The following is an 18,443-nucleotide window of genomic DNA, read 5'->3' as shown; positions in this document are numbered from 1 at the left end:
GCCCGCGGACCTGGAGTGCGATCAGGCGCGCACCTGGATACGATTGACGACGCCCCCGACAGCATCCAGACACCACGCGTCCTGTTCCGCCTGCCGTCTTTCGGCTTCGGTCGCCACCCACCCTGCTAGCGTGATCCGGTGGTTTTCCACGGTGATGGTGATCTGCTCGGCGCGAACGCGCGAATCGGTTTCGAGCACCAGGTGCAGGACATCCGAAATTTCTTCGTCGCCGTCCGCTTCGGCGGGCACCAGCTCCAGCAGGTTCACCACGTCGCGGCAGCCGCCGACCCACCAGGCAATCACACTCGCGAGGCGCCTGTGAGACAGGCTGATCACTTGCCCCGTCAAGGTAACCACACCGTCCTCGACCGTCACCTCGATCACGCCGCTGCCGACGTTGCCCGCCTCGTCCATGGTGCCACGCAGCACTTCGCACTGGCCCTTGACCCGTGCACAGATCACGCAGTTGCGGAAATCCACGGACTGCGCCAGCCGTTCGCAGAGATGTGTGCGCAACTCGCCATCAGCGACCGGCGGGTTGGCGGTGACACGTAGCTGGTCGACGAGGCGCTTGCCGTCGCTGTGCATCTGGGTCAACTGAAGAAGGCGCTTCTTGGAGGCGACGTCCGGCACCTCGCCTGCCACGATCAGGGCATCGCCGTCGAAATTCATATGAATGGGATGATGGTGCAGCTTCAGGTGTGATTCGCGTTCGAAGGCTGCCATCACCTGCTTCAAGACCGTATCGCTGCGTTGCATGATCTGCCTCGCGCAAAGGTTGGGCGAAGCAGCGCGCTTTATGCCGCGCTGCGCAAACCCGGCCGCACCAGGCGTGCGCCGGTCACATTGGCAGACCCTGCATGCGCCGGGCGAAGCGTGTCCGCTCGGCTCGCTCCATCAGATCCAGGAATTGATCCGTGCCCATGTGAATGAGCTCTTGATGATCGCCAGCCTCGAAATAAACGTCTGGCTGCAAGGCGAGGCTCTCGTCAAGATAGGTTCGCATGCCATAGGCCGTACATACCGGCGGAAGCGCTCCCGCGTCGCAATCCTTGAACAACTCGCGCAGATCGGCCTCTTTGGCCAGAAGGAGACGGCGTCCGGTCTTTGCCCAAAGCTCGGACAATCGCACGGCGTAGGTCGACGGCAGCACCGTCGCCACATAGCCGTGCTCGTCTTCAAAAAGCACGGTCTTGGCGAGGCGATCGCCGGGAATATGCGCCGCCGCCGCGGTTTCGACGCTGGAATGGCTATACGGGTGATGCACGATTTCGTACTGCAAGCCCTTGCTGCGCAAGCAGTCCTGGAGTGTGGCTGACATTGACATGACGCACCTCCGCTAGAAGGAAACAGGAGATTACTTCGCGAGATCCTTTAAGAATAGTTCGCTTTCGCTCGCGTGTGAAAAACATGCGGACGGCGCCGTGACTGGGGCGCGACAACGAACGGGACGAGGACCCCGTATGGCACACGAATCCGTTTTCGCCAATAATGGCCCCCAGACCCACTGCTGGAGGAGGGCAGCCATGCGTTACGGCCCCGGTTCCATACGTACTATCGGCCTGGTCGGACATGCCGGGTGCGGCAAGACTTCTCTCGTCGAAGCACTGCTGCATCAGGGTGGCGCGTTACACGCGCCCGGCAGCGTCGAGCGCGGCACCACGGTCTGTGATTTCGACCCGCTCGAGCGCAAATATCATCACTCGCTGAGCTCTGCCGTCGCCCACCTGCACTACCAGGATACGCGCATCTATCTGCTGGATACGCCCGGCTACCCGGACTTTTCGGGGCAGGCGATCAGCGCGTTGCCCGCTGTCGAGACGGCTGCCATCGTCATCAATGCGCAGACCGGCATCGAAATGACCACCCGGCGCATGATGGCGTGGGCGGAAGAACGCAAGCTCTGCAGAATGATCATCGTGAACGGTATCGATGGGGAAAAGGTCGACCTCGAGGGGCTTCTGACGCAAATTCAGGAGAGCTTCGGCACGAAATGCCTGCCCATCAACCTGCCGGCTAAGGGCGGCCACGCGGTGGTGGATTGCTTTTTCGAGCCTGCCGGCGACGCCGATTTCCGGTCAGTTGCGGCGGCGCACGATGCGCTGGTCGATCAGGTGGTCGAGCTCGATCCCGCCCTGATGGAGCGTTACCTGGAGCAAGGCCAGGCCATCAGCCCGGAGCAGCTGCACGAACCCTTCGAGCGAGCGCTGCGCGAAGGTCATCTGGTGCCGATCTGCTTCACGTCGGCGGCCAACGGCGTCGGCATCGCGGAATTGCTCGACGTGTTCGTCCGGCTCCTGCCCAATCCCATGGAAGGCAACCCGCCGCTCTTCTACCGCGATGCCGGAGGCCGCCAGGAAGTCGTGCGCGCCGAACCGGTTCCCGACAAGCACGTACTGGCCCACGTCTTCAAGATCGTCATGGACCCTTACATCGGCAAGATGGCCGTGTTTCGCATCCATCAGGGCACGATCAGGCGGGACAGCCAACTGTATATCGGTGACGGGCGCCAGCCAGTCAGGATCGCCCATCTGATGATGCTGAAGGGCAAGGAGCACGTGGATGTCCCGCAAGCCGGGCCAGGCGATATCTGCGCCACGGCCAAAGTCGACGAGATCGGCTTCGATGCCGTGCTGCATGACGCCCCCGAGGACGGCAACATCCACCTCAAGCCGCTCGACTTTCCCACGCCCATCTATGGCTTGGCAATCGAGCCCGCGCGGCCGGGCAACGAGCAGCGCCTCTGGGAGATGCTGCAAAAGCTGAGTGCGGAAGACCCGTGCCTGCGCATCGAACACCCGGTCGGCACCAACGAGACGGTGGTACGAGGTCTGGGCGAGTTGCACCTGCGCCTCATGCTGGAACGGCTATCCGAGCAGTACAAGCTCGAAGTCGTGACGCGGCCACCGAAGATCGCGTACCGGGAAACCATCGGCGCCACGGCCGAGGGCCATCATCGCCACAAGAAGCAGACCGGGGGCGCCGGGCAATTCGGCGAAGTCATGCTGCGCGTGGAGCCCCTGCCGCGAGGCACGGGTTTCGAGTTCGTCGACGCCGTGAAGGGCGGCGCCATTCCCGGCCAGTTCATGCCCGCGGTGGAAAAGGGCATCCTCCAGGTCATCGACAGCGGGCCGCTTGCCGGTTTCCCGATGCAGGACGTCCGAGTCACCGTCTACGACGGCAAGAGCCATTCGGTCGACTCCAAGGAAGTGGCATTCGTATCCGCCGGGCGCAAGGCCTTCATCGATGCGGTGCTGAAGGCCCGGCCCATCCTGCTCGAACCCATTGTGAACATCGAGGTGATGACGCCGGAAGTCGCGATGGGTGACATCATCGGCGACCTGTCCGCCAAGCGCGGGCAGGTTCACGGCACACGCGTGGCCGCCGGCAACGCGGTGGTCATTGCGGGGCAGGTGCCATTGTCCGAACTCAACGACTATCAGTTGCGTCTGAACGCCATTGCTGGCGGGCACGGTAATTACAGCATCCAGCTCAGTCACTATGATCCGGCGCCCCCCGCTCAGCAGGAGCGGATGGCGTCGCAGCACAAGAAACAGGGCGACGGCACGGCGCCGTGAGTGGCATGGCGGCGCTTCGTCAGGACTGCTGTTTATCCGCTCTTGCGCCTTTTTCGCCCTGAACATCCGACGCCGTCACGATTCATGCAGTTGGTCCGGAATTGGCATCGGCAGGTGAACCTGCGGCTCGTGCGCGGCAATCTGAGCCACGCGACGCTGAAGACCACGAGCCTCAGTGCTTCGCGTGCCCGCCTGCGGCCGCACCGAACGCGTCCACGATTTCAGCCATCAACCATCCGAGCCCCGCATCCTGGTCGTGGGCCGCAGCCCACATCAGCGAAACTTCATAACCCGGCGCGTCGAACGGCAGAGGACTCAATGCCAGATCCAGCGTGTCGCGCCACATACGGCCGATGAAGTCGGGAATCGTTGCAATCGCCGGGGTGCGCTGCACGATAAACGGACTGGTGGCGAAATTCGCACTGGAGAACACGACGTCGCGCTTGAGCCCCTGCATTTCCAGTCGCTCGTCGATAAAGCCGTGCAGGCCCCCACTGAACGAGGTCAGTATGTGGCGGTTGCGCAAGAACTCTTCCATCGACAGACGCTTGCGGCGCGTCTTGATGAGGCGCGGATTGTAGACGCTCACGAAGCGCCACTGAAATAGCGGCGTACGCCGCTGCCACGCCCCGCATTCGCGAAATACACCGACCGCAAGCTCGATGGCGCCTTCGTCGAGCATCGCCGCCGCGCGCGTCGAGTCGGTGGGAAGCGAGATCAGCTTGACGCCCGGTGCTTTGGCGGCCAGACGGCCCATGATTTCTGGCGTCAACACAACCTCCAGAGAGTCGCTCAAACCAATGCGAAACACCCTCTGCGCGCTTGCCGGATCGAATACGGAAGGCTGCGTGAGCGCCTGATGCAGTGACTGGAGGAACGGTTCGATTTGCCGCGCCAGTTCGAGCGCGCGTGGCGTCGGCATCATGCCATGCGGAGTACGCACGAAAAGTTCGTCGGCGAAAGTCTCCCGCAACCGCTTGAGCGCCCCGCTCACCGCCGGCTGGCCGAGAAAAAGCCGCTGTGCGGCTCGCGTGACACTGCGCTCCTCGAACAGCGCGCGGAAGGTTAAAAGCAGGTTCAGGTCGAAATGCCGAAAATCATTCTCAATGATGTTGCTCATGGCATCAAACGATTTGAGTGATATGAACCGAACGCGCATTCTACCGCCATGGGTGCGATGCGAAGCGTGACAAACAGCACGTTGGCGAGCGCTCTCTTCCGTGCGTCCACAGGAGCAATCACATGAACTGGCAAAATCAGAAAGTCGTGGTGCTGGGTGGCTCGTCAGGTATCGGGCTCGCGACGGTGACGCGACTGGCGTCAGCCGGCGCGAACGTCGTGGCGGTCGGCCGCGACCAGGGCAAACTGGAGTTGGCGCTCGCCGGCCTCGACGGACGCGTCGCGGGCGAAGCGCTCGACTGCTCCGACCGTGCCGCGCTCGAACACTTCTTTGCTCGCGTGGGCGGCATCGACCATCTGGTGCTGACGCTCTCTGGCGGCGAAGGCGGCGGCAAATTCGCCGAGCTCGATCTGGCCGCGCTGCGTCGCGGCTTCGAGGCCAAGTTCTGGCCGCAACTCGAAGCGGCGCAAGCCGCGCTGCCTCAGCTGCGCCGCGACGGCAGCTTGACGTTCCTCACCGCGATATCCGCGCGCATCGCCAATCCCGGTACAGCGGGTTTGGGCGCGATCAATGGCGCGCTCGAAAGCATGATCGGCACGCTCGCGCGCGAACTGGCGCCGCTTCGCGTCAACGCCGTCTCGCCCGGCGTGGTCGATACGCCGTGGTGGGACAGGTTCCCCGCCAGCGTGAAGGCGGAGCTGTTCCAACAGCAGGCTGAAACCTTGCCGGTGCAGCGTGTGGGTCAAGCAACGGATGTTGCGCAGGCGCTCCAGTTTTTGATGGAGAACGCTTTCATGACGGGCGCAGTGATCGAGTGCGACGGGGGGTTGAGGCTGCTGTGAAGAAACGCGTTTGGCGCCGTGTACCCCGCCGCGATGACAACGAATAACCCATCGCGGTGCGCGACATCGCCGTCTCCCTCCCAATTGGGAGTATCGAACTTGTTTGATGACTGTAAGCATTGGCGAGTCACAGCGCTTCGGATCGCCTTCCAGCGGTAACAAACCACCGCGATTGGCGTTCGCAAAACGTGACTGCTCATGGCGAACCTACTCCGGGTATGAGCACACCGTGCGCACGCAGATAACCTGGACGTCGACGCCGGCGAGAGTCACACTGCGGCGTTGATTCGCCGGGGCGTGTTATACAAGCTTTACTTTGGACTGGTTGCGGCTTAGTGAGCCGGCGCTTTCCCAAGTGAGGGCTAGTCGCGGGCGAGTTCAGCCGACCCGCGACCAGTTCTCATCGGACGGCATCAAGGTCAGTGGCATTCGCAGCCTGGCGCAAACGCCGTCTTCATGTACAAGCCGATCGGCAACCGTAGCGCTTCATTCGAGCGCGCCGGAACCGAAGATTTCCGTATGCACACGCTCCGGCGCTACGCCGAGAGCAACAAGCGAATCGCGCTGCGCTTTCATGAACGCGATCGGGCCGCAGATGTAGTAATCGGCATCCGGCACGAGGACATAGCGCTCGATGCGTGCCGGAGTCAGCCGCCCTTCGAGATCGTGGTCGATACCCTGGCGGTCGTTCGAACCAACCCGTTCGTACAGCACCGTGCGCGTCACGTTCGCATTGTGATGCGCGACGTCGTTGAGCCAGTCGCGAAACGCATGCACCGCGCGCTCCCGGCATGCGTGCACGAAGCGCACTTCGCGCATGCTGCCGTCGGCAATCAGCGTCGACGCCATCGACACCATCGGCGTAAGGCCAACGCCGCCGGATAGCAACACGACCGGCGTCTCGCCGCCGCGCTTCAGTGAGAAGTCGCCCATCGGTGCCGCCACCTCGACGATCGCGCCCTCCTCGACGCCGTCATGCATCAGCGTTGAGACTTTGCCGGCCGGGATCGCCTCGGGCTTGCCCGCCTCGCGCTTGACCGAAATGCGCAGCCACTTGCCGTGAGGAGCGTCCGACAGGCTGTACTGGCGTGGCTGATCGACGCCGAGATCGCCGACGAAGCGCTTCACCGTCACGTACTGGCCCGGCTCGAACGACGGCGCGGCGCCCCCGTCCGCAGGCGTCAGATAGAACGACGTGATTTCGTCGCTCTCACTCACCTTCCGCGCGACCTTGAACGGACGGAAGCCGGTCCACGCCGCGCCCATGTACAGGTTCGCCTCGACACCAATCAGGATCTGCGCAAGCTGGCCGTAGGCGGCGCGCCACGCTTCGAGCGTGTCTGTATCGACCGCGTCGCCGAGTACCTCGACGATCGACGCGAGCAGGTTCTCGCCGACGATCGGGTAATGTTCGGGGCGAATGTTCAGGCTCGCATGCTTGTGCGCGATCCGCGACACCGCGCCGCCGAGCGCGCCGAGATTGTCGATGTTTGCTGCGTAGGCGTAGACGGCGCGCGCAAGCGTCTCGGGCTGGCTGCCGGTCGTCTGGTGGGTCTGATTGAACAGGTTCTTCAGTTCGGGGTGGCGCGCGAACATGCGCCTGTAGAAATGCCTCGTGATCGTTGGGCCATGCTCGGCCAGGACGGGGGCCGTGGCCTTCACGCGGGCCATTTGTTCGGCGTTGATCTGCGACATATTTGTTCTCCGTTAAACATGCAAACACAATACATCTTAAAGATCAGCCATTGACTCGGGCAAATTGTCGCGGCGCGATAAATCCGGATTCGACGAATTTGAGGCTTGCGGTCGACGCCGCAAAGCCGATGTAGGGCGTGGGCGGCCGACTTCCGCGCGCCTAATCCGCTGCCCCACCGCGCATTGCGATGCAGAACACCAGCAGCCCGAGGCATTGCAGGATTGCCATACCGAAAGCCATGTTGAGCGTGTTGCCTAACAGGAGTGGCACCAGCAATGCGGAGGACAGGAAGTTACCGAATTGCTGGACGGTGACATAACAACTGGACGCCAGCCCGCGCCGCTCCGGAAAACAGTCGAGAGCCATCACTTGCAGACTGGGCTGCGTCATCATCATGCCGAGCGCGAAGATGGGCAGCGCCACCAGATCCCATGGCATCGGCGTGGCGTGCATGGCGTTCACGCCGATATTGATCACGCCGGCCACGATCATGACCAGATGCCCGAGGATCACACTGCTCGCTGGACTGCCTCGACCGGCCGCGCGATGAGCGACTGCCGCGCCGGCGATCAGGCCCACCACGATCGGCACAAAAAGGTAGCCGAATGACTGCTCGCCGAGGCCAAGATGCTTCACGACGAAGGTTGGCGCGGCCAGAACATAGAGGTAGATGCCCAGATTGACGGCCGCGTTGGCGAGCGCGAGCGCCAGGAAACGCGGCTTCGTGAACAGGGCGACATAGGCCCGCGCGAGCGCAACCGGATGCAGCGGATGCCGGCTGGCCGGCGCCAGGGTCTCCGGCACGAAAATCCAGGTAATCACCACCAGCGAAGCCGAAAGGACCGCCAGGAAGATGAAGATGCTGCGCCATCCGGCCCACAGAAGCAGCCAGCCGCCACAGACGGGCGCAAGTGCGGGCGACAGCGCAAAGATCATCGCTACCAGCGCCATGATTTTCTGTGCGTCCGAGCCATGAAAAACGTCGCGCACCATCGCCCGACCAATGATGACGCCAGCCCCGGCGCTTATGCCTTGTATTGCCCGTCCGGCGTAGAGCAGCGTCATGCTGGGCGCCACCGCGCACATCAGCGATCCGACCGTGAACAGCGCATTACCGACCAGAATCATCCGACGGCGACCGATTGCGTCGGAGATCGCGCCATGCCACGGAATCATCAATGCGAATGGCAACAGGTAGGCTGATAAGGACTGCTGGACTTGCGTTGGGCTGGCATGCAGCGCCTGCGTCATGGCGGTAAATGCGGGCAGGTACGTGGCGATCGCGAACTGTCCAAGCATGGATAGCCCAGCCACGAGTATGACGATCGTCCGCGTGTTGAACACCTGGTCTGCCGATTCTGCTATCGGGTTGCTCGTTGACATTTACATTCCTCGCGTCGCGCCGTCGCCAGAGTGCAGCGCAATGATGAATCTGGCATGCAGCCGGTCCCAGTCGAGCGTCGTCAGATGGCGACGCGCCGCTGGCAGGACGATCCCTTCTTCCCGTCCACGGGCGGTCCAGACAAGGTGCGTGTAGCGCTTTAGCGCAGCAGAGAGATCGGCCAAAGCGGATTCGTTTTCCAGCGGCTGGGCCAACTTCAACTCGATCTCGACCAGTAGTTCGCGTTCGCGTTGAGCCAGAAGGAGCAGTTCATCGATTTCAGCGCGCAAACTGTCTACGCGACGGCGCAGCGGGCCGCACAGCGAGACTTCCTTGCAGCGTTGCAGCGGATGTACAGTGCGGCGGATATGTTGGACTGCCGCCAGCATGCTCAGCCGATGTGCGCTCAGGTTTGATTCTCCTCGCGCACGCGAACTGCCCAGGGACAGCCCCTGTTGTAACAGCCCCGCGAATCGCCGATATTCGGCGCGCAGCAGCTCCAGAGCGGCGATGCCTGCCGGCCGTCCGGGAGTCAATACCGGAACGTGTGCGAGCGAGAGCAGATTGCTTGCCACAGATCCTCGTATAGCAAGCTCGCCTGGGTCATGAGCCATCACAACGACGTCGCACCCGGCGATCTTTGCTGCATCCAGGATTCCCCGCGCAGGCCGCTCGGCAAAGAGCGCCGCCGCCCCGCACGGTATCCCCATTGCCTGCGCGGCAGCCTCGATCCGGGTTAGCGCTTCGCTCGCCCTTTGATCGCAATACGCCTTGACGAGCGGATCATCCGGCACGGGTTGTCCATACCAGAGGCTGACGCGCGCGCCCTTTTCCACGGCAAATTCAAGTGCCCGTACGGCCGCATCCGAGCAGTGGTCGCTCGAATCAATGGATACACCGAGATGACGAAACATGGAGATTGGTGGTTGCCGGGAGGCCACCATGGTAGGAAGAAACGCCTGTCAAAGCTCCCCCCATCTTTAGGGGGGCGCAACGCGGTTGCTGGTCAAAGTGTCGATAAATGCGGAACCGGGTCCGTTATACTTTGAAGATTCCTTCCAGCGCTGCCCTATGCACAGCAGTCGCGACACAGCCATTCGGCCCCAATCCGATGACAAATCAACAATCTGTCTGGCAGCCGGAAACTACGCTGAAGATCAGCCCGCCCCGCGCGCCGCGGCATATGCTTGCCCGCACGCGCCTGAGTTCGGATTGCGAGCGTTTCCGCGATCGTGTCGTGACCATAGTGCAGGCGCCGTCGGGGTTCGGCAAGACATCTCTTTTGATCCAGTGGCGCCAGGAATATCTGATGCGCGGGAGCGCGGTCGCATGGCTTAGCCTTGACGGACACGACGACCCGCGGCGCCTGCTCACGGGCCTGACGCTCGCGGTCCGTGCCGGGTCCGGGCGGGCAACCTTCGGCAAGCGCCTGCTGGAGGGGGGAGCCTTCCCAGACTCACCACTCGACGGGGTTACGGCATGGCTTGCCGAAGTCGCTCGCGCAGCGCTCGATGTCGTGGTGATACTCGACGAGGCGGAGCTGTTGCCACAGGCAAGTCTGGATGCGCTCATCTATCTGCTTGAGAACCCTCCGTCCAATCTGCGCATCGTGATCGCCTCGCGCGCCGGATTCGACAAGGTTATTGCGCGCCTGGGCTCCTACGGCCAGTGCGCAACGGTGGATGCCGCAGCGCTTCGCTTTCGTCTGGACGAGACAGTCGGTTTGATTGCCAGCCGTTTGGACGCCCGGGTCGATGCTGATGCGAGCGCCCGATTGCACGACATCACGGAAGGCTGGCCGCTCGGCTTGCAGGTTGCCCTGGCTGCGGTTGCGGACAGCGATGATCCGGTCGCGAGCATCGACGCCTTCGCCAGCAGCACCGCCGGCGTTCGTGAACAGTTCGTTACGGCGCTGCTTGAACGGCTAAGCAGCGAAGACACTCAGTACCTTACCCGTATTTCGATTGTCGACGTGCTGAACGAAGATCTGTGCGAAGCGCTCACCGGCGCCCACGATGCGAAACAACGGCTCATGCGCCTCGTGCGCGAAACACCCCTCTTTTTCGGTGCCCAGGGACGGGGAAAGTGGTTTCGCATGCACTCGATGGCACGCGACGCACTTCGGAAGCGTCTGGCGCTCATACCGGCATCTGCGCAGGGGGAACTGCACAATCGCGCCATGCACTGGCTGGCCGACCATGGCATGACCGAGCTCGCGGCGCGCCACGCGCTGGCCTGCGGACAGGAGGAAACCGCCTACACGCTCGCGCAGAAGTCTTTGCACGAAGCGGTGACGCAAGGCCACCTCGTCGCTGTGCTGGAATGGCTCGAATGGCTACCGGAAGCCGTGCTGGACCGCCATCCGCGCTTGCGGCTCGCCATGGCGTGGGCGCTTGCGTTGAGCGAGCGCCAGCAGCTGGCCGAGGTGCAGGCCGACGCGATTTTGCGCGCTGCCGAGCCCGACGAGGCCATGCGCTATGAGATCGATCTGATCATGAGCGCCGCAGCCTATTTCGCGGATGAGCCTGATCGTGCCGCGCGATTGCTCGATCGGTGGGGCGATACGTCGCCTGTCAGTGAATCGTGGCTTCAGCAGGTGCATGCCAATCGGCTCGCCGCGCGCGCAATCATGGACGGCGAGTACGCGACGGCCCGCCAGTTCGGGCGGCACACGCCGCGCGGGGTCGACAGCGCCGCCTATACCTATGTGGTTCGCTGGCGCGCCTACATGGTCGGCCTCAGCTACCTGCTTCAGGGACAAATGTTGCTGGCCGAGCGCACGCTGCGCCCGGCGGTGGTGCAGGCGGATGACAGTCTGGGCCGCCGGCACCCGTTTTCCTGCATGCTCGCCGCGCTGCTTGCTACGACCCGGTTCAAACGCGGCGATTTCGACGAAGCGGCCGCTTTGCTGGCAAACCGGCTGGATGTGCTAGAGCGCACCGGAACACCCGACGCGGTGATTTTCGCCCATCGTACGGCCGCGCGAGTCGCAGCCGCCTCCGGCGCGGAGCACCGGGCTTTCGACCTGCTTGAGAATCTCCATGCAATCGGCGCCGCGCGCCGCATGCCAAGGTTGTGCGTGGCAAGCCTGACCGAGCAGATCAGACTTCACAGTGGCCGCTTCCGCGCGGCGTCCTGCCGCTCGCTCGCCCGCCGACTGGATCAGATTGTCGCTGAGCACGCGACGCCGGATTCTCCCCTCAAGCGTCGAGCGCTGCTCCTGCATCAGCACATTGCCCGGGCGTTCGCGGCAATTGCCGAGCAGGACTGGCGCGCGGCCAACCATGCGCTGGCGTTCGCCCAGGAAGGCACCGAGGTGATGAAGCTCGGCGCCGTGGGCGTCGATCTGATGGCATTGCGCGCGTTCGTGCAAGACCGCCTCGGCGAAAACAGCACCGCCCTGCTTCGGGAGGCGATGGATCTGGGCGCGGCATACGGGATGAGTCTCACGGCGCCCGACCTTCATCCTGCGTTCGCGGAATGGTTGCACGAACGGGGGGCGGACGGCGCGCCGGGCGTCGCCGCTAGCGTTAAACAGCCGCCGGCGACCGGCGCTGGTTCACCGGAGTCCGCCCCGAATGCTGGCCCGCGTGTGATCTCCAGTGCGGTGCTGACCCCGAAGGAGCGCTTCGTACTGGAGTTAGCCAGTCGGAATCTCACCAACAAGGAGATCGCGCTCGCGATGGGGGTTGGCCAGGAGACGGTGAAGTGGCATATGAAAAACCTGTTCACCAAACTTGACGCGTCTTCGCGCCGGCAGATCGTGCGCCGCGCGCAGCTGATGGGCCTGCTGCAGGAACCGGTCTGAATGTGGGCGGCAAGCTGGCCTGCTCCTCGTACGGTAGTTACGGCGTCGGCCGGAGGTTGCCCGTGGGGTGTCGGCAATCACATGATTCGTGTCGGTGCGAAATCAACTATATATAGGTTACTGAGCAACTATCGCATTAGACACTTCGCGACAATTTGTTATCACTTTGCAACAGGAGTAGGCATTGCCGGGCCTCCGTGGAGTGTGAAGTTGCCTTGATCTTCGCTTGAAAGCCTTGTCGCATAAGGCTGGATGGCATTCGCCGCGGCCTGATATTACGGATAACCCTCCCCCCGTGATTGGGGGGGAGTGGATGGCGTCAACTATAAGTATTCTCCAGCAAGGATATAGAGCTTCTGCGGCGTACGAGGACTCTGTACCAAGTGTCAAACAACCGTAACGCTGGAGACCACATGAAGTTGAGGACCATAGGAGCCGCAGCGCTTCTCGCATTCGCAGTATCCGCACACGCGCAGTCGTCGGTAACCCTTTATGGCGCGGTGGATTCGGGCCTGCTGTGGCAAAACACCGCAGCCGCGAATTTCCTGCCGATCGCATCGAGAAACCCCAATCTCGGACACGTCTTCCGCTTCAAGGACGGCGGCATCTACTCGAGCATCTTCGGGATGAAAGGCTCCGAGGACATCGGCGGCGGCTACAAGATCAACTTCCGGCTCCAGGGCTCGTTCGACAGCGGCACGGGCAAGTTCGCGCTGAGCGACACGCCGAATACACCGGCCATGTTCAACCAGATCGCGACGGTCGGCGTGTCGGGAGCGTTCGGCAAGTTCGACGCCGGTCGCCAGCTTGCGCCGATGGCCTACGCACTTGCAGACACGGACGTGCGCAACGCGTGGTTCTTCGGCAGTGTACTGACCGCATGGCTCACGATGAACCAGCAATCGGGCTGGACGGGCAGCAGCACGAACGGCAGCATCGGCGCACTCTATGACAGCAATGCGCTGGTCTACAACTCGCCGTCCTTCTATGGCGTATCGGTCGCGCTGGAGTTTGCGCCGGGCGGCGTGGCGGGCCATTTCCAGGGCGGTACGCGCGAGTCGGCGGTGCTCAAGTATTCGAACTACGGCCTGAATCTCGCAGCCGTCTACTACAACGGACATGACGCCAGCCCGTACCCGTACCCTACCGCGGCGAACCCGACTGCGACGCCCATCCCGGCGACCGGTCTGAACAACAACCGTTTCGTCTACTTCGGCGGCAAGTACACGTGGCGCGGCCTCTCCGTATCCGGTTCGTTCAGCAACGGGCGCAATCCGGCGAATCCGAACGGGAACCTCGCCGCCGGCATCGCCTCGGGTGATTTCGACATGTGGACGGGTGGCCTCGGCTATCGCTTCACGCCGGCGTTCGAAGTCACGTCGGGCGTCTACTACGTGAAGGACGAGAAGCACAATCAGAACCAGTCGACCTCCTATGTGCTGGGTGCCGATTACAACCTGTCCAAGGCCACGACGCTGTATGCTCAGGGCGGGTATGTCTCGAACCGTGGCACGATGAACCAGACACTCGTGTACGGCCAGCCGGTCGCGGTGGGCAAGAATACCGCCGCAGGCATGGTGGGCATCCGCCACTCGTTCTGATATCGGAACCGGGTTAGCCAGCGCAGCTGGCTAACCCGGTGCAGTTTCTCGCGTCAACCGGAAGCCGCCCGTTTGGTTCGAGGCGGCTTTCTTCTTTCTGGACCGTCCGCGTCTGAATCTTCCCTCGCCTGTCGAAACGCAATGCCGACGCATGTGAATCGACGTGTCGCTGATTGAAAACACAACTGCACTGGCCTGCGAAGTACTGCGCGTAAAAACGACCAACCTCGCGCCCACTGCCCGCAATCGCGAACAATTCACGGTTTGTTTGTGCAGTCAAGTTGCGTATCCTTATTCGGAAAAGTTGACCGCCCCACTCTGGCCGGGCAACATATGCGGGCTATACCTGTAATTTTGAACTGCATTTTCCGAGTGACCCTATGTCGACCATCGAGTCCAGACCTGACGAATCGCTGACCTATCGGCTGAAAGCGTTGGCCAAAATCGCCGACCGCATGAGCGCCGAACTATCCCGGGAGAAACTTGGGCTGCCTTTTCCGGAAGCAAGCATTATTGGAGTAATTGGCACGTTCGGACCGCAGACCATCATGGACATTTCCCGCCGCGCCAATCTCGACAAGAGTCAGGCGAGTCGCACTGTGGATGCTTTGCTGGCCAAAGGGATCCTTGGGCGCATGGGCAATGAGCAGGACGGACGCAGCGTGATCATTTCGCTGTCAGCCGAAGGACGCAAGATTTTCAGGAAGGTTGGCCCAACGATGAACCTGCGAGACAGGGAGCTTTACCAGTGTCTTAGTGAGCCGGAAAGCGAAGCGCTTCGCTACCTGCTGGACAAGATTCTCGCGTCCCACGGTTGGGAGGCCATCTGAGCTTTGAACGGCGCACCGCTTGTGCGCGCCCGCTCCCCGTGTACTTTACTAATCAACAAATTACCGACCCAGCGATCCTGGCAGGGCCGGGCGCCCCGTTCAGCCGGTTACGCGTGCAGGAATTCGAGGACCGGCAAGGATTCAAACGCGGGGCGCAAACAGAAGCGCAAATTCAAGGAGCGGGTCACCGATGACCTGTTGCCCCAGGCAAGCCGATACTGCCGGCGGACGCTAACGGGACCGATACATTGGTCGGCCCCGCCGCACTACCGTACCGGGTACGGCGCCTTACATGCCGCCAAATGGTTTTTGCACGGTCAGCTTGTTGGTGACCGAAGTCACTCCGGGAACGCTCTGGGCAATTTCCGCGACCTTGCCCACCTGGGAAGCGTCCGTGACCGTGCCATTGAGCGTCACCGCGCCGTCTTTTGCGATAACGCTGATATTTCCGGCACTGATCTCCTTGTGCTTCACGATGGCGTTATAAACTTGCCGGCGCAGCGCACGATTCGCCTTTCTTCCCGTGGCCGGTGCCGCCGAACCCGATGCCGCCATGGCGGATGCGCCCGGCACACTGGCCGCTTCGCGGGTCTGCGACCATGCGGTCATGGACGTTGCAACGATTACGGCTGCGACAGCCAGCCTGAATGTCCCGATGTTCTTCATTGAATACTCCGGTTGCCAGTTAAGCAGTTGAGAAATCAGAACGTATGACGGATGCCGATCATTGCCGCCGTGGTGGACACCCCCGGCGCAACCGGGGCCCCGTAGATGATCGTCTGGTTCATGGTCCCCTTGTTGTCGACATACCCGACTTGCGCGTACGCCTTGGTCCTCTGGGACAGGTTGTATTCAGCACCCACGGCGAATTCGCTCGAGTGGTTCGCCGAATGGTTCCGGTCCTTCAGGTAGTAGTAGCCCGACGTGATCTTGAAGCGCGAGTTGAACTGATAGCCGAGCCCACCTGATGCCATCTCGAAGTCCGCGGTGTTGCTGTTTGCCGGGTTCTTACCGATGCCATACGAGCCGGATATCGAAAATCCGGCGATCGTATACATCGCACCGAAATAGTAGAAGCGGTTGTTCGCCAGCCCCGTCGCCGGCACAGCCGGCGCTGCCGGATAGGTCAGCGGGAACGGATTGGTGTCGTGTCCGTTGTAGTACACGGCGGACAGATTCAGCCCGTAGTTCGAATACTTGAGCACTGCCGACTCGCGCGTGCCGCCCTGGAAATGGCCGGCAACACCGCCCGGCGCGTATTCGAGCGCGAGTGACGCGCCATAGAATTTCGGCGAATTGTAGACCAGCGCGTTACTGTCATACAGGGCGCCAATCGGGGCGTTCGTGCTGGTGCCGGGCCAGCCGGCCGCCTGATTCACGCCCAGCCACGCCGTCAGGATACTGCCGAAATACTGCGCGCCGCGGACGTCGGTTTCGGCCATCGCGTAGATCATCGGGATGATCTGCCGGCCGGCGTCGATCGTACCGAACGGGCCGGATGCGCCGATCGTCGCGAACTGGTTGAAGATTGCGGTCGTGCCCGGTGTGTCGGCGAGGCCAAACTTGCCGTTCGCGGTATTGAATGTACCCTGCAGCTTGAAGTTGATCTTGTAGCCGCCGCCGATGTCTTCGCTTCCCTTCAGTCCCCAGTAGCTGGCATAGATGCCGCCGTCCTTGAGTTGATAGAGGTGCCCGAGGTTAGGCGCGTGCGGCTGGAACGTTGCCGCCGAGGTGCTTTGATACAGCAGTCCAGTGTCGAGTACACCGTAGAGCGTGACCGACGATTGCGCATGGGCGGCGGTGGCGAACATCACCAGCGCCGCGGCGCTGCTCAGCTTTAATTTCATTGTGTCTCCTCCATTTGGGGGCGCCGGGTGGGCCCCGGCGCTATTTTGTTGTTGATCGAATAAAACGGCAATGCAGCCGCTTCGGCGTATCAGGCCGACAAATAGTAGTCTCCGTACTGTTCCCGCAACTGGTGCTTGAGCACCTTGCCGGTCGCGCCGAGTGGAACCGATTCGACGAAGACCACGGCGTCGGGCTTCCACCACTTCGCAACCCGGCCGTCGAAGAAGGCCAGCAGTTCGTCCTCGGTGAGTGCGCTGTCCGGCTTTTTGACGATCAACAGCAGCGGCCGTTCGTCCCACTTCGGATGCCGCGCGGCAATGCAGACCGCACTGGCAACGTCGGCGTGCAGGTACGCGACGTTCTCGATGTCGGCCGAACTGATCCATTCGCCGCCGGACTTGATGACGTCCTTGCTGCGATCGGTAATCTGCATGAAGCCGTCGGGATCGATCTTGGCCACGTCGCCGGTCGGGAACCAGCCGTCGCGCAGCGGCGATGCGTCGTCATTGCCAAAGTATTGCCGCGTGACCCACGGCCCCCGCACAAGCAGGTCGCCGGCCGCGTTGCCGTCCCACGGCAACTCTGCGCCATCGGGGCCAACGATCTTCATGTCGATGCCAAATACGGACCGCCCCTGCTTCGCCTGCACCGTATAACGCTCGTTCACCGGCAGAGAAAGCTGATGCGTTTTGAAACTGCACACCGTGCCGACCGGACTCAGTTCCGTCATGCCCCAGGCGTGCAGTACGTCGACGCGATGGCGCTCCTGGAACGTGGCCGTCATGGCCGTCGGACAGGGAGCGCCGCCGATAATCGTGCGCCTCATCGCCGAGAACGAACCGTTGATCGCGTCGGCATGTGACAGCAGTCCCTGCCAGACAGTCGGCACTCCGGCCGACAGCGTGACCTGTTCTGTTTCAATCAGCTCGTAGAGCGACTTGCCGTCGAGTGCCGGACCCGGAAACACCAGCTTCGCACCGACCATGCAGGCGATGTACGGCAATCCCCACGCGTTGACATGGAACATCGGCACGACGGGCAGGATCGCATCGCGCGCCGAGCAGTTCAGCGAATCCGGCAGCGCCGCCGCGTAGGTGTGCAGCAGGGTCGAGCGATGGCTGTACAGCACGCCCTTCGGATTGCCCGTGGTGCCGGACGTGTAACACAGCGACGATGCACTGTTTTCGTCCAGCAGCGGCCACTCGTACGCATCGTTGTGAAGGTCGATGAGGTCCTCGTAGCACATCAGCATGCTGGACAGGCCATGCGCTTGCGGCATGTGCGCGCGGTCGGTCATCGCCACGAAGACCTTCGGGCTTTTTACGCGCGGCGCGACGCTCTCGATCAGGGGCAGAAACGTCAGGTCGAAGAACACGACGCGATCCTGCGCGTGCTCGATGATGTACGCCAGTTGGTCGACGTGAAGCCGCGGGTTGAGCGTATGCAACACGGACCCGGCCCCCGACGCTGCGAAGTACAACTCCATATGCCGGTAGCCGTTCCACGCAAGCGTTCCTACCCGCTCCCCCGGTTGGATGCCGAGGCCTGCCAGGGCGTTTGCCATGCGCCGCGCACGCTGTGCGAGATCCCGATACGTATAACGGTGAATGTCCCCTTCGACCCGTCGCGACACGATCTCCTGCGCGCCATGATGGCGTTCGGCGTGCATGAGCAGCGAAGCCACCAGCAGCGGTTGCTGCATCATCAAACCTTGCATTCTTGCTTCTCCTGATTGTTTG

The 18,443-nt window shown here is 62.3% G+C and carries 14 protein-coding genes; 5 read left to right on the top strand and 9 right to left on the bottom strand.

The features are described 5' to 3' along the window. Positions 1-21: 21 nt before the first annotated feature. Both PQR02_RS02160 and PQR02_RS02155 read right to left on the bottom strand, forming a co-directional pair. The gene (locus PQR02_RS02160) at positions 22-759 is read right to left on the bottom strand and encodes a BON domain-containing protein (RefSeq protein ID WP_408224781.1); all 738 of its coding nucleotides are present in this window, start codon (positions 757-759) and stop codon (positions 22-24) included. Between the two features lie 82 nt (positions 760-841). Further along, the gene (locus PQR02_RS02155) at positions 842-1,327 is read right to left on the bottom strand and encodes an aminoacyl-tRNA deacylase (RefSeq protein WP_408224778.1); all 486 of its coding nucleotides are present in this window, start codon (positions 1,325-1,327) and stop codon (positions 842-844) included. 199 nt (positions 1,328-1,526) lie between these two features. Here PQR02_RS02155 and fusA point away from each other — a divergent pair, with 199 nt between their 5' ends. After that, positions 1,527-3,578 carry an elongation factor G gene (gene fusA / locus PQR02_RS02150; protein WP_408224775.1) on the top strand — a complete coding sequence of 684 codons (2,052 nt, stop codon included), beginning with the start codon at positions 1,527-1,529 and terminating at the stop codon, positions 3,576-3,578. Positions 3,579-3,750: 172 nt separating this feature from the next. On the opposite strand, the gene PQR02_RS02145 is transcribed toward fusA, so the two are convergent. Beyond that, complete coding sequence (locus PQR02_RS02145) at positions 3,751-4,698, bottom strand: LysR family transcriptional regulator (protein WP_408224772.1); 948 nt, start codon at positions 4,696-4,698, stop codon at positions 3,751-3,753. A gap of 122 nt (positions 4,699-4,820) precedes the next feature. Here PQR02_RS02145 and PQR02_RS02140 point away from each other — a divergent pair, with 122 nt between their 5' ends. Continuing rightward, on the top strand, positions 4,821-5,540 hold the full coding sequence (locus tag PQR02_RS02140) for an SDR family oxidoreductase (protein ID WP_408224769.1): 720 nt from the start codon (positions 4,821-4,823) through the stop codon (positions 5,538-5,540). 486 nt (positions 5,541-6,026) lie between these two features. Here the strand turns inward: PQR02_RS02140 and hmpA are convergent, their stop codons facing one another. The 3 genes from hmpA to PQR02_RS02125 form a co-directional block, all read right to left on the bottom strand. Next, the gene (gene hmpA, locus PQR02_RS02135) at positions 6,027-7,235 is read right to left on the bottom strand and encodes an NO-inducible flavohemoprotein (RefSeq protein WP_408224766.1); all 1,209 of its coding nucleotides are present in this window, start codon (positions 7,233-7,235) and stop codon (positions 6,027-6,029) included. A 160-nt stretch (positions 7,236-7,395) separates the two neighbouring features. Continuing rightward, positions 7,396-8,580 (bottom strand): multidrug effflux MFS transporter, encoded by a 1,185-nt coding sequence (locus PQR02_RS02130; RefSeq protein WP_408224763.1) that lies wholly within the window; start codon positions 8,578-8,580, stop codon positions 7,396-7,398. A 39-nt stretch (positions 8,581-8,619) separates the two neighbouring features. Beyond that, complete coding sequence (locus PQR02_RS02125; RefSeq protein WP_408224760.1) at positions 8,620-9,531, bottom strand: universal stress protein; 912 nt, start codon at positions 9,529-9,531, stop codon at positions 8,620-8,622. Between the two features lie 197 nt (positions 9,532-9,728). On the opposite strand from PQR02_RS02125, the gene PQR02_RS02120 reads away from it, so the two are divergent. The 3 genes from PQR02_RS02120 (at position 9,729) to PQR02_RS02110 (ending at position 14,856) form a co-directional block, all read left to right on the top strand. Continuing rightward, entirely contained in the window at positions 9,729-12,425 is a 2,697-nt protein-coding gene (locus tag PQR02_RS02120) for a winged helix-turn-helix domain-containing protein (protein WP_408224757.1), read from the top strand. A 413-nt stretch (positions 12,426-12,838) separates the two neighbouring features. Continuing rightward, positions 12,839-14,026: a porin gene (locus PQR02_RS02115; RefSeq protein WP_408224754.1), complete on the top strand. Its 1,188-nt coding sequence runs from the start codon at positions 12,839-12,841 to the stop codon at positions 14,024-14,026. A 380-nt stretch (positions 14,027-14,406) separates the two neighbouring features. After that, entirely contained in the window at positions 14,407-14,856 is a 450-nt protein-coding gene (locus PQR02_RS02110; RefSeq protein ID WP_408224751.1) for a MarR family winged helix-turn-helix transcriptional regulator, read from the top strand. 288 nt (positions 14,857-15,144) lie between these two features. Here PQR02_RS02110 and PQR02_RS02105 read toward each other — a convergent pair whose 3' ends face one another. From PQR02_RS02105 to PQR02_RS02095, 3 genes are all read right to left on the bottom strand, one after another. Continuing rightward, positions 15,145-15,522, bottom strand: a complete 378-nt coding sequence (locus PQR02_RS02105; protein ID WP_408224748.1) for a BON domain-containing protein — start codon at positions 15,520-15,522, stop codon at positions 15,145-15,147. 35 nt (positions 15,523-15,557) lie between these two features. Then, a complete protein-coding gene (locus tag PQR02_RS02100; RefSeq protein ID WP_408224745.1) occupies positions 15,558-16,703 on the bottom strand; it encodes a porin in 1,146 nt (381 codons plus the stop codon). Between the two features lie 89 nt (positions 16,704-16,792). After that, positions 16,793-18,421: a 3-(methylthio)propionyl-CoA ligase gene (locus PQR02_RS02095; protein ID WP_408224742.1), complete on the bottom strand. Its 1,629-nt coding sequence runs from the start codon at positions 18,419-18,421 to the stop codon at positions 16,793-16,795. Between the last annotated feature and the right edge of the window lie 22 nt (positions 18,422-18,443).

It is taken from the genome of Paraburkholderia sediminicola, assembly GCF_046026895.1.
Classification (GTDB): Bacteria; Pseudomonadota; Gammaproteobacteria; order Burkholderiales; family Burkholderiaceae; genus Paraburkholderia; species Paraburkholderia sediminicola_C.
The sequence above is the reverse complement of the archived record's forward strand: the minus strand, read 5'-3'. Positions and strand labels throughout refer to the sequence as shown.